A 12,430-nucleotide genomic window follows, 5' to 3' on the forward strand; every position below is an offset into this window, starting at 1 on the left:
TTTAAACTTTTTATAATATCCGATACTGCTTTTTGAACTCCATTGTCTCAACAGAGTGTAAAAGGGATAAGAATATATGTGATTGTATAAGAGACTGTAGAAGAACTGTTGATTACAACTAATGAAATCCATTTTTATATTTACCAATCCATTTATATAATGTGGTTTTAGGAATTCTGTATTCATTCATCACTTCCTTTTTACTTTTTTTCCCTGAATCAATAAGCTCCAGAATGAATGAAATAATTTCCTGGGTGTAGAGTTTTTTTCTAAACTGTGGGAGCGAAGATCGGGCATTGCTGTTATTTACTTTGGCAGGAGGTGCATAAAGGATCAGGTAATTGGAATAGACCCTGAAAAAATCATATTCAAGCAAAATACTGAATCTTAGAATCAGATCACTTTCTATGGATTTCTGGGATAATATTTTCGTTAATTCATCATCTGTACATTTTATAAACTTACAGATTCTGTTATTATCTATATTATATTCTTTTATTCTTTGGGTGATGAGGTCACCCATATGGATATTCTTAATATCGTAAATCATCCGTAGTATTAAATTTGTGTTTTTTAAAATAAAAATATTTGAAGCAGATTACAGCATTTTCAAATCGTATGCAAAATTATTAAGATTGCTTAAATACAGGAATTGTCATGACTGTCGATAACTGTCGAAACTTATCAAATTGTGTTATTTGCTGGCTGATTTTACCTTTCTGGGAAAAAATCAGCCATGAAAATATAAACTTTTAAATCCGATTATTAAACCTGTTTTTTACAAAATAAATTAAAATAGCTAGCTTTCATTTACTATCAAAATCATATAAATTACAATACAATTTTTGACATATTGGCTGTCAAAAAAAAATATAAAGTCTAAAATTGTATGATTTTTTTCGCAATGCAAATTTATCGATAGAGTGGTTTGGGTATGTAGTCCGATTTTGATAAAATATATAGTCCAGTTTTTTAAGCTTAGATTAATCCTTTCAGAATTTCTACACTCCGCTCAAGCTGGTCTATAGTGGACGAGGCAAAACCCAGACGTATTGCATTCTGATCATATCCTTCATACCGGTGTAAACTGCCATCTGATATGTATAAGCCTTTTGAATAAGCGTATGCTGCCAGTTTTTCAAGATTAATGCTCTTATCAAACTCTGTCCAGACAGTCATTCCTCCTTCAGGAACTGAAAAATCTATTGCTTTGTTAAGCTCAGATTTCAATAAATTACAGAAATGATCCCGTCTGCCCTGATATATACTTAAAGCTTTCCTCGTATAGCGCTGCACCGTTCCGTCGTTTATAATATCTGCTATGGCATTGTCAAGGATATGATCTCCCTGCCGGTCCAGCAGTACACGTATATTGGAAAGATGTTTAATGACATTTTCTGAAGCCACCAGATAACCCATACGAAAGGCAGGAGAAAAGCTTTTACTGAAAGAACCGCAATAGATGACCATTCCGTTTTCATCAGCACTGGCCAGCGGTAGTAAAGGGCGGCGGCTATAGTGAAAGTCAAAATCATAGTCGTCTTCAAAAATAATAAAACCATATTCATTGGCAAGTCTCAACAGCTCAAGTCTTCTGTCAATACGGAGCGATACCGTAGTTGGATAATGATGGTGGGGGGTTACATATACCATCCTCACTTTCGTTTTTTTACAGATCTTTTTCAGTTCATCCACACATACCCCATACTCATCTACAGGAATCCCTATGTGTTGGGCTTTGGCATGTATAAAATTGTGTTCTGCACGCTGCCATCCCGGAATTCCTGATACTACTACATCACCGGGGTTTATCAATCCTGTACAGACAAGATTAATTCCCATCAGGGTTCCGCGAACGGATAAAATATTTTTCAGAGAAGTTTTTAATCCTCTGGTTTCGTTCAAGTGATTGGATAAGGTGGTTTTGTAGAATTCGGAACCATCAGGAAAACTATAGCTCCCGAATTTATCATATAAACCGCTTCTGGTCAGCTGGTTTCTGTAGGCTCTGTAAAGTTCTTTTAAGGGGGCCAGCTTCGGATCCGGATAACCGTCATCCAGATGAAGATCTGAGTTGGGAATAAAGTAAGGATTAGGAAGGTAATGATTTTCATGAAGTTCAAAACCTGCTGTTTTAATTCCTTTATTGCTGACAATATCCTGAAGCTTTTCAGGATCGGGTTCCGGAATGTGTGAGGAAACAAATGTCCCGCGTCCGATGAAGCTTTCCAGCCAGCCCTGCATCTGTAATTCATCAAATGCTTTAGACGCTGTGATCCGATTGATATTGAATAGTTTTGCTATCTCTCTTGAAGAAGGTAGTTTTTGTCCTGTTTTTAATTTCCCCTGTCTGATAAGGATTAAAATTCCATCTGATAACTGGAGATATACTGCCCGGTTGGAAGCAGGATCAATGGTTATGTGATTCAGCAGACTTTTAATAATTGGACTATCCATTTTATTTGTATTGGATTACAAATATACTCCAATGTGCAGTTAATTTTGCTGCAGTTAAATAATAATCAAAATAAAATTTAACAGAAATAATATGAAATTTAATATTCAGCCTCATTTAGAAACTGAAAAAGTAGATTTATATCCTTTGAAGGAAGAAGATTTTGAAGAAGTGTATGCAGCAGCGGCAGATCCTAAAGTCTGGGAGCAGCATCCCAGTAAAGACCGATGGAAAAAAGATGTATTTAAAGTGTTTTTTGACGGAGCCATTCAAAGTAAAGGCGCATTCCGGGTGGTTGACAAATTCACGGGAAAGATTGTAGGAAGTACCCGCTTTTATGATTATAATCCCAGTGAAAACAGCATCTTTATAGGATATACCTTTTATTCGGTGGATTGCTGGGGTAAGGGAATAAATCCGGTTGTGAAAGCCGCTATGTTAAACTATATTTTTCAGTATGTTGAAAAGGTGTATTTTCAGATTGGAGCTGATAATGTCCGTTCACAAATAGCAATCGGCAGGATTGGAGCAGAGAAAGTAGGTGAAGAGGAAGTAAGCTATTTTGGAGAAAGCTCTTCATTGAATTATATCTATGAAATATCAAAGGAGAAATGGGAAGTTTATTGTAGTTCTGCAAAAAAATAAAATAATTAAAGGGAAATATTATTAAAGTTTTGTAGGACTGAATAATGTAATTTTAATACCTTTAACCTTCAAATCATTAGAATTTTAAATTATTCCATGAAGACGAAATCATTCAGGTTTATTGTAACAATCTTTTTTCTGGCATTAAGTGTAACCGCATTTTCACAGAAAACAGCAGCTTTAAATTCCTTATTAGACAGGAATTCAGAATTTATTTTCCCGCAGACAACCGATAAAATCTCAAAAGCATTGAATGTAAAGCCGGTTTTTTATGAAGATGCCAATGAAGAAAAATATGTGAAATGGCCAATGAAGACAGGGCTTGAAATGTATACCAGTCTGGGAAAGGATAATACAGTTAATGAAATGTTTTTTGTTACTTCAGACGACAGGCCAATAGTAGTAGAAGGGCTTCCTTTCGGTCTTATCATGAACAAAAGTACATTGCAGGATTGTAAAACAAAGTTCAGTAAATACGGTGCGAAGGTACAGAAAATGGGTGCAGGAAGTGAATTCCCCGGAGGGTCAAAACTTGTTTTTAAAAAAGGCAAACATTATGCAACACTGCAGTTCGACAGTAAAAGCCTGTTAAAATCATTAAGTTTAACAACAGGAGTTATAAATCCGGCAGTGAATTAATCAGCCGCAAAAAATACTACACAATCCGTCAAATAATGACGGATTTTTTATTTGTAACGTGAACTTTAAAAAATTATATCATCAATCCATGGTTGTTTTTTACCTCAGCCATCACAAAAGTACTGTGGGTACTTCCTATAGAATCTACGGAGCCCAGTTTATTGAATACGAAATCCTGGTAATGCTTCATATCCCTTACCTGTACTTTCAGAAGAAAATCAAAATCCCCTGAAATATTGTAGCATTCGGCAACTTCTTCTATTTCCAGAATCTCTTTTACAAAATCATAACCGACAGATCTGTCATGAATTTTCAGCTTGATCTGACAGAAAACGGTAAATCCGCGGTTGAGCTTTTCAGCATCGAGAACTGCAGCATATCTTTTAACGAAGCCTTCCTGTTCAAGCCTTTTTATTCTTTCAAAAACCGGAGAAGCAGAGAGGTTTACCTCTTTTGCAAGTTCTTTTACGGTCAGTTTGGCATTTTTCTGGAGCAGCCTGAGCAGCTGTAAATCCTTATCATCGAGTTGTTCCACAGAATATTATTCTTTAAAATTATAAAAACGGTCAAAGATACAGGATAATATGCTTTCAATTGTTATTCATACAGTTTTATTTGCTTAATTATTGCATTTTGACTGAATTTTTATTCTGTATTGTTAATTTTACCCAAAATTAAAAACTTTTACAGAAAGCAGCTGCTGAAAGTAAAAGTACAGTTCTTTAGAGATACTTCATCAAACAGAAAAGGTTTTACTTAACGTAGATTAATAGGGAATCGTGTGCAAATCACGAGCTGTCGCGCAACTGTAAGTAACACGCCAAAGGTTTCTGTCCTTGCATATCCACTGCCAAAGCGGGAAGGATGACAGAAACTGTTACAAGTCAGGAGACCTGCCTTTACTGGATTGACAGTGCTTTCGCGGTCTGAAGCTTTGGGTCATACAGATGATATATCAGATAAGTACGTTTTCTCCTGTGAAAACTGTAGGGTCTGCTATGCCATTTTCCCCGGAATTTCTATTCGTTAAGCATTAAGAAGCATTTAAAAAGACTTCACATCAAGTTTTAATATAAAAGTTTAAAAAATGCAAACTCACATTCTGGGCTATCCGCGTATTGGTAGCAAAAGAGAACTCAAAAAAGCCTGCGAGCAGTATTGGTCAGGTAAAATCCTTCCGGAAGAACTTCTGAATACAGGCAGAAATATCTGTAACCAAAACTGGAATATTCAGAAAGAAGCAGGAATAGATCTTATTCCGTGTAATGATTTTTCATACTATGATCAGGTTCTGGATATGAGCCTTGTGGTGGGGGCAATACCGTCCCGCTACCATGAAGTGGTTCTTAAAAAGAATAACTCTGAGCTGGATCTTTATTTTGCCATGGCAAGAGGATATCAGAAAGAAGGACTGGATATCACAGCAATGGAAATGACCAAATGGTTCGATACCAATTACCATTATATTGTTCCCGAATTTTATAAAAACCAGCAGTTTAAACTGAGCTCAGATAAAATTTTCAATGAATTTGCAGGAGCAAAGCAGGCTGGGATCAATGCCAAACCGGTTATTATCGGGCTGGTTTCTTATCTGTTATTGGGAAAAGAAAAAGAAGAAGGATTTGATAAGCTGGATCTGGCCGGAAACCTTCTTCATGTATACTCGGAAATTTTAACCAAACTTCAGGATCAGGGCGCAGAATGGATTCAGTTTGATGAACCTTTTTTGGCATTGGATTTAAATGAGAAGGCAAAAGAAACATATCATTTTGTATATGCTGAAATAAGGAAACGTTTCCCAAAACTGAAATTTATTATTGCCACTTATTTTGAAGGATTAAAAGATAATGCATCACTGGCTGCTTCACTTCCTGTGAATGTGCTGCACGTAGATCTTGTAAGAAATCCTGAACAGCTGGATGATATACTGTACATTATTCCTGAAAGTGTAAGCCTGTCATTAGGGGTGGTTGACGGAAGAAATATCTGGAAAAATGATTATCAAAAGTCATTGTCTCTGATAAAAAAAGCAGTGAATCAATTAGGCTCTGAAAGAGTTTTGATCGCACCATCTTGCTCATTGCTGCATTCCCCTTGTGATCTTGATTTTGAAACCAATCTTAATCCTGAAATTAAAAACTGGCTGGCTTTTGCCAAACAGAAAGTAACGGAAGTAGTAACGCTTAAAGAGCTGGTATCGGAAACAGAAATTGATCAGATTCTTGAAGCTTTTGAAGAAAATAAAAAAGCAGTTGAAAGCAGAAGAACTTCTTCTCTTATTCATAATGATCAGGTAAAGCAGAGAGCTAATGCTGTAACAGAAAAGGATACGCAAAGAATTAATATCTTCAGAATCCGTAAAGAACAACAGCAAAAAGCATTACAGCTTCCTTTATTCCCGACAACAACTATCGGGTCGTTTCCGCAGACTGCAGAAGTAAGAAGCTGGAGAGCAAAATTCAAAAAAGGAGAACTGACAGCAGAACAGTATGACAGGCTGCTGAAAGAAGAAACGCAAAGAACAATCCGCTGGCAGGAAGACATCGGAATTGATGTACTGGTTCACGGAGAATTTGAGCGCAATGACATGGTAGAGTATTTCGGAGAACGGCTGGAAGGATTTGTATTCACTAAAAACGGCTGGGTACAGAGTTACGGAAGCCGTTGCGTAAAGCCTCCTGTAATCTTCGGTGATGTTTCCCGCCCAACTCCGATGACGGTTTACTGGTCTCAGTATGCACAATCCCAGACTGAGAAATGGGTGAAAGGAATGCTTACAGGTCCTGTTACGATTTTACAATGGTCTTTTGTACGTGATGATCAGCCACGTTCGGAAACATGCAGGCAGATTGCATTGGCGATCCGTGATGAAGTGGTGGATCTGGAAAAAGCAGGGATCAGAATTATTCAGATTGATGAACCTGCGATAAGAGAAGGCCTTCCGTTAAGAAAAACCGAGTGGCAGAATTACCTGAAATGGGCAGTGGAAGCCTTCAGAATTTCAGCAAGCGGAGTAGAGGATGCTACCCAGATCCATACACATATGTGCTATTCGGAGTTCAATGACATTATTGAAAATATTGCTGATATGGATGCAGACGTAATTACGATAGAATGTTCCCGTTCCCAGATGGAGCTTCTGAATGCTTTTGCAGACTTTAAATATCCGAATGAAATCGGCCCCGGGGTATACGATATCCATTCACCAAGGGTTCCGTCAAAAGAAGAAATGATTGAGCTGCTGAGAAAAGCCCAGAATGTAATTCCTGCCGGCCAGCTTTGGGTAAATCCTGACTGCGGGCTTAAAACAAGACATTGGGAAGAAACCGAAAAAGCTCTGATAGCAATGGTAGCTGCTGCTAAAGAAGCTTCTGTGGAATATGCACTTTAAAAAACTTTACAATAATTAGATTCAATTATTCAGATCGTGTCGTGATTTTCATGACACGATCTGATATTTTAAAGAGTTAAAACATGGATAACTGCAATAGCCTGCTCACTTTTTATTCTATTTTGCCTGTAATGAGCTTGGAGGATAACCAAACTGTTTTTTAAAGGCAAAAGAGAAATGGGATAGATTTTCAAACCCCAGATCCAGATAAACATCAGAAACCGATCTTCCTTTTTGGGTTAGCAGAAAATGGGCTTCCTTTAATCTCCGGTGCTGTAACCATTGTCTCGGTGGAATACCGAATATTTTCTGAAAATCTCTTTTAAAGGCAGATAAACTTCTTCCCGTTAAATAGGCAAAATGCTCTACATTGACATTGAAGTGAAAATTTTTATTCATAAAAGATTCGATATCAATTTTATGAGGTTCTGAGAAATCAAATAAAATATCCTTAAGACCGGGGTCGTAGTTCAGCATCAGAAGTAACGCTTCTTTTTGTTTGAGACGCAGAAGTTCTTGAGATGAAGGTAATTCCTCGTAGGCAAGCAATGAATACATAAAAGAAGTTAATGCCTTCTGATTGGGTTTTATATAGGCGGGTACATTTTCTTTCTTCTCTGCCTGATATCCGTACTCACGGCTGAAATCCCGTAAGATAGCTTCATCAAAATAAATGGTTACAGTTTTGATTTCGCCATCTTTAGGAGGATATTTTGCAAACTTCACCAAACGGTTTTTTCTTGCAGAATAAAGCTCACCTTCTTTGAATATCGTTTTGGTGATCCCGTCATTCAGCTCCATTTCCCCGGAAAGAACAAGTCCCAGGCTGTGAATCCGCGCAAACTGTTCTCCTTCCCTGAATTCTGTAAAATGACAGGAGTAATTGATGGGAAAAGGAATATTATTTTCACTCATGGCTCGAATGTTATTTCTTGATCTGTTGTTTTTTCAAACTTACAAAACTTTTTAGCATCATCACAGCAAAATGCTCTTAGAACATTGTACTGTGATGAATATAATTTTTTATACAATAACAGCCTTTGGCTCCAGATAAGCTTCCAGCCCGAATACACCATATTCACGTCCTATCCCGCTTTGTTTAAAGCCGCCGAAAGGAGCATAAGGATCATGTGAAAAACCGTTGATACATATTCTACCGGCATCAATCCGTGCGGCTACACGTTCAGCATGCTCCTGATCAGAAGAGCTGATATAAGCTGCCAGACCATAATGAGTGTCATTGGCAATCGCAATGGCTTCCTCTTCATCAGCATAAGGAATAATGGATAATACAGGTCCGAAGATTTCTTCCTGGGCAATACGCATATCATTACGTACGTTGGTAAAGATGGTTGCCTTTACAAAGTTACCGTCTTCAAGACCTTGCGGCTTACCTTCACCACCTGCCAGCAGAGTTGCGCCTTCTTCCTGCCCCAGCCGGATATAACTTTGTACGCGTTCAAATTGTCTGACACTTACCATAGGGCCTACAAGAGTGTCCTCTTCGTCAGGATTTCCCACCTTTACCTGTTCTGCAGCTTTTTTAGCGAGTTTATTTACCTCATCCAGCCGGTTTTGGGGAACAAGCAGCCGGGTAGGGGCAATACATGCCTGCCCGTTGTTCATATAAGCTCCGAAAACAGCCATAGGAATAGCCTTATCAAGATCAGCGTCTTCAAGAATGATATTGGGAGACTTCCCGCCAAGTTCTAAGGTTACCCTTTTCATCGTATCTACAGCCCCTTTGGCAATCGCTTTTCCGGTCAATGTAGATCCGGTGAAGGATATTTTAGCGATATCAGGATGCTGAGTAATTTCTGCTCCTACTACGTTTCCTAATCCGTTAACTATATTGAATACTCCTTCAGGCAAGCCCGCTTCATGAAAACATTCAGTAAGCAGCTGGGTCTGGGCAGCACTCATTTCACTGGGTTTGATAACGGCGGTACATCCGGCAGCAATAGCGGTTGCGAGTTTGTTGCAGATAAAGCTGTTGCTGGCATTCCATGGTGTGATGATTCCTACTACACCCAGAGATTCAAAACGTACTTTAGAATATCCGGCTGTTCTTTCGAAACTATAAGATTCTAAGGTCTTGATCGTAGTTGTAAAGGCAGAAATTGCATTCTGAACGCTCATTCTGCAAAACTGTAATGTTCCTCCGTATTCATTGACCATGACGGAAACTAGTTCATCTTCCCGTTTGCTTACCGCTTCATGCAGCTTTTTAAGAAAACCAATGCGTTCTTCTTTTGTTGTTTTTGAAAATGTCTTAAAAGCTTTTTTCGCTGCTGCGATGGCCATTCGGGTGTCTTCCTCATTTCCCAAAATTACTTCGCCTGTTTTTTGATTGGTAACTGGACTTATAAGATCAAAAGTTTCTGTTCCGCTCGGCGTAACAAATTCGCCGTTGATGTAAATTTTATTAATCTGATTCATTTTGATGATTTTAATACCACAAAGTTCGTCAGAAACGGAAAAGACAGGTTTGTTGTATGGTTCAATTTTTGTTTGTTGTATGGTTCAATTTTTCCCGCAAATGGGGTGCAAATTTACTTACCTGGAATTAAATGTAAAAACTCACTGTTCTTCAATAAAATTAACTACTTTTATCATAACCAAGTAAACAACTTGTTTTGAGAACAACTCTTAAACTTATTATCGCTTAGTATCAGTCTCAATAACCACAGGCTGATCGTTCTTTCGTTTGGGTAATTCTACCTGAACAGGTTTTCATTTTATCATATTATTTATTGCAGTGCCTGTAAAAGCAACTGTGTCTGTATTTTGTCTGTAACAATGACGAAACTTACAGCAAACTAATCTTAAAAGAGTCTTGAGTAAAATCAGATGCATATCAACTTTACTGCAGAGTGTGAATAATATGGAAAAAATCCTACAAAGAATATTAAGCACAACTATAAGTAATGAGTACTATACATATATGGGAGGTAAAAGCGAAAAATACTCCCTTACTAAAAAAGAAATGCAATCATTGTAACAGCTACAGATTTCAATGCAGCGATAAATTCAGACTGAATGCTCAAAAAAAGAATATTGATATATGGTTAATTTACCGGTGTATACAATGCAATAATACCTACAATATAACTGTATTTTCAAGAATCAGGACAGAAGCTATCAGTAAAGATTTGTTTGATAAATTGTCAGAAAATAATTTGGAAACAGTTTGGACATATGCATTTTCACTGGAAACAATAAGGAAAAATAATGTGGAAGCAGATCCGGAAAGTGTAGAATATGAAATTATCCGTGAAGATCTTTCCGTTGAAGACCTGACAAATATGAAAAATGAAATGATTTCGTTTCAAATACAATATCCTTTCGATTTTAATGTAAGAGTTTCAACAGTTATAAGAAAATGTTTTGGCCTTTCATCTTCCCAATTGAATCAACTGATGAATATCAATGCGGTTTATTGTAATGAAAAACTCCTGCAGAAGAAGTATAAAATTAAAAATGGTGATGTTGTTAAAATCAACAGACAAGAACTCATCAACCTTCTTCTCATCGGGAAAGAGGATTGTTCTCAATAATCACAGATGCTAAATAATTATAGAAAAGTCTCTTGAATATTGGTCAGGAGGCTTTTTATTTTGAACACAAAAGATCAATCTGTTTCTGTAAAGTCTGCTTTTCCGGTTTTGATTTTGTCAGACGGATGGCTTCCTGATAATGATGAATAGCTTTATTGGTATCGAGTTCCGTATATAAATAACCCAGCAGTCCATGATAATATTCGCTGGTGATGAGGTTAAGTTTTTCAGCTTCAATGGCTGCCTTCTGATTTCCATAGACTTTTGAAAAAGCAAAAGTTCTGTTTAAGGCGGTAACAGGCGAGTATTCAATAACAACAAGCTGGTTGTAGAGATTTAAAATCTGCTGCCATTTATCCTCAGCCGATGAAGTGTGCCAATAGGCAATACCAGCCTCCAGATGATATTTTGAAACAGAAGAGTGGTTGGGCTGGCAGGCCTCTGTCAGGTAATAATTTCCTTTTTCTATTAAAGCTTTATCCCATAACGTTTCGTCCTGCTCATCAAAAAGAATGGCTTCACCTTCATCATTAATCCTTGCGTCAAGTCTTGAGCTTTGAAAACACATCAGGGCCAGTAATGCATTGGCTTTTGGAGTATTGGTGAATGGATGGTCAGTGAGAATCAAAGTGAGTCTCATAGCTTCCAGACAGAGGTCTTTACGAATTAAAAGATTATGGCTTCTTGAAAAATACCCTTCGTTAAACAATAGATATAAAGTAGTTAATACCGTTTCCAGACGCTGATGAATATCCTGTTCACTTAAAGAATCTATTGTAAAATGATGTGTTCTGAGTGCTTCCCGGCCTCGCTGCAGGCGTTTTTTTATGGTTTCCGTTTTGGATAGAAAAGCATTGGCAATCTCTTCTATGCTGAAACCACAAAGAATCTGGAGGGCCAGACATATCTGAGTTTCCTGGGAGTTGACGGGATTGCAGGCCGCAAAAATCATTTCCAGCTGGCTGTCGGAAATATTTTTGGTATCAAAATCGATTGTCTGGTAATTGTTTTCAGCGGTTTTTACATCTTCTTGTTTGTTTTTTTCAATAACGGCAAGGTGTTTGAAATAATCCTTTGCTTTATTCTTTGCCACGGTGTAAAGCCAGGCTGAAGGATTATCGGGAAGTCCGTGCAGTGCCCAATATTCTGAAGCCTTCAGAAAAGTTTCACTGGCAATATCTTCGGCATTTTCGATATGTTTGATATCAAAACTTCTGCAAAGTACTGCAACGATCTTGCTGTACTCAGTCCTGAATAAATGCGGGGTTATTTCATTCGGATTTACCATGATTTATGAAAAGGCTATATCAAAGGTAAGTATATTTGTTCCGGGAAACTCAAAAGCGCAAAGAAAATGAATCGATAATCTCCTGCGCTTTTGAGTTTGCAAAATCATGCTACAGTTTGCTGATCTCTCTTATTTCTACGCTACCACCCAATAGCAGGATGGGACATTCCTTGCATAAAGCGGTAGCTTCTTCAACAGATTCAGCATTGATCAGTGTATAGCCCAGAATTGATTCTTTAATCTCAGCATACGGTCCGTCAGAAATTAATCCGTCTGACTTTAGAACCTGTCCGGTGTTTTCCAGACGGTTACCCCGGTCTGCCAGTTTATTCTGAGCAGCAATTCCGGCGATCCAGTTCATCCATTTCTGGGTATTGGCCTGCATTTGTTCCGGTGATGTCTTAGGCATAGACTTGTAGTCTGCACGGAAGACTAATAAGAATTCTTTCATTGTA

Annotated in this window: 11 protein-coding genes and 1 riboswitch; of the genes, 4 read left to right on the forward strand and 7 right to left on the reverse strand. The window is 37.7% G+C overall.

Features of this window, described 5'->3' with window-relative positions; genetic code table 11:
• Positions 1-118: 118 nt before the first annotated feature.
• Together ACR1PO_RS19500 and ACR1PO_RS19505 are read right to left on the reverse strand one after the other, a co-directional pair.
• A complete protein-coding gene (locus ACR1PO_RS19500; protein WP_433987881.1) occupies positions 119-550 on the reverse strand; it encodes a helix-turn-helix domain-containing protein in 432 nt (143 codons plus the stop codon).
• 428 nt (positions 551-978) lie between these two features.
• Positions 979-2,457 (reverse strand): aminotransferase-like domain-containing protein, encoded by a 1,479-nt coding sequence (locus tag ACR1PO_RS19505; RefSeq protein WP_433987882.1) that lies wholly within the window; start codon positions 2,455-2,457, stop codon positions 979-981.
• A gap of 91 nt (positions 2,458-2,548) precedes the next feature.
• Here ACR1PO_RS19505 and ACR1PO_RS19510 point away from each other — a divergent pair, with 91 nt between their 5' ends.
• A complete protein-coding gene (locus ACR1PO_RS19510; RefSeq protein WP_433987883.1) occupies positions 2,549-3,100 on the forward strand; it encodes a GNAT family N-acetyltransferase in 552 nt (183 codons plus the stop codon).
• A gap of 96 nt (positions 3,101-3,196) precedes the next feature.
• The gene (locus ACR1PO_RS19515; protein WP_433987884.1) at positions 3,197-3,739 is read left to right on the forward strand and encodes a hypothetical protein; all 543 of its coding nucleotides are present in this window, start codon (positions 3,197-3,199) and stop codon (positions 3,737-3,739) included.
• Between the two features lie 73 nt (positions 3,740-3,812).
• Here ACR1PO_RS19515 and ACR1PO_RS19520 read toward each other — a convergent pair whose 3' ends face one another.
• Positions 3,813-4,274, reverse strand: a complete 462-nt coding sequence (locus ACR1PO_RS19520; protein WP_332387163.1) for an Lrp/AsnC family transcriptional regulator — start codon at positions 4,272-4,274, stop codon at positions 3,813-3,815.
• Between the two features lie 195 nt (positions 4,275-4,469).
• Positions 4,470-4,654, forward strand: a riboswitch (cobalamin riboswitch).
• A 172-nt stretch (positions 4,655-4,826) separates the two neighbouring features.
• On the opposite strand from ACR1PO_RS19520, the gene metE reads away from it, so the two are divergent.
• Positions 4,827-7,130, forward strand: coding sequence for a 5-methyltetrahydropteroyltriglutamate--homocysteine S-methyltransferase (metE, locus tag ACR1PO_RS19525; RefSeq protein WP_433987885.1), 2,304 nt, complete (start codon positions 4,827-4,829; stop codon positions 7,128-7,130).
• 117 nt (positions 7,131-7,247) lie between these two features.
• Here metE and ACR1PO_RS19530 read toward each other — a convergent pair whose 3' ends face one another.
• On the reverse strand, positions 7,248-8,045 hold the full coding sequence (locus tag ACR1PO_RS19530; protein WP_433987886.1) for a helix-turn-helix domain-containing protein: 798 nt from the start codon (positions 8,043-8,045) through the stop codon (positions 7,248-7,250).
• 108 nt (positions 8,046-8,153) lie between these two features.
• On the reverse strand, positions 8,154-9,569 hold the full coding sequence (locus ACR1PO_RS19535) for an aldehyde dehydrogenase family protein (RefSeq protein ID WP_433987887.1): 1,416 nt from the start codon (positions 9,567-9,569) through the stop codon (positions 8,154-8,156).
• A 488-nt stretch (positions 9,570-10,057) separates the two neighbouring features.
• On the opposite strand from ACR1PO_RS19535, the gene ACR1PO_RS19540 reads away from it, so the two are divergent.
• Complete coding sequence (locus ACR1PO_RS19540) at positions 10,058-10,687, forward strand: DUF1062 domain-containing protein (protein WP_433987888.1); 630 nt, start codon at positions 10,058-10,060, stop codon at positions 10,685-10,687.
• 55 nt (positions 10,688-10,742) lie between these two features.
• Here the strand turns inward: ACR1PO_RS19540 and ACR1PO_RS19545 are convergent, their stop codons facing one another.
• Positions 10,743-11,975 (reverse strand): RNA polymerase sigma factor, encoded by a 1,233-nt coding sequence (locus ACR1PO_RS19545; protein ID WP_433987889.1) that lies wholly within the window; start codon positions 11,973-11,975, stop codon positions 10,743-10,745.
• Positions 11,976-12,084: 109 nt separating this feature from the next.
• Positions 12,085-12,426 (reverse strand): YciI family protein, encoded by a 342-nt coding sequence (locus ACR1PO_RS19550; RefSeq protein ID WP_332387158.1) that lies wholly within the window; start codon positions 12,424-12,426, stop codon positions 12,085-12,087.
• Positions 12,427-12,430 lie beyond the last annotated feature (4 nt).

Source organism: Chryseobacterium amylolyticum, from assembly GCF_051011775.1.
GTDB lineage: Bacteria > Bacteroidota > Bacteroidia > Flavobacteriales > Weeksellaceae > Chryseobacterium.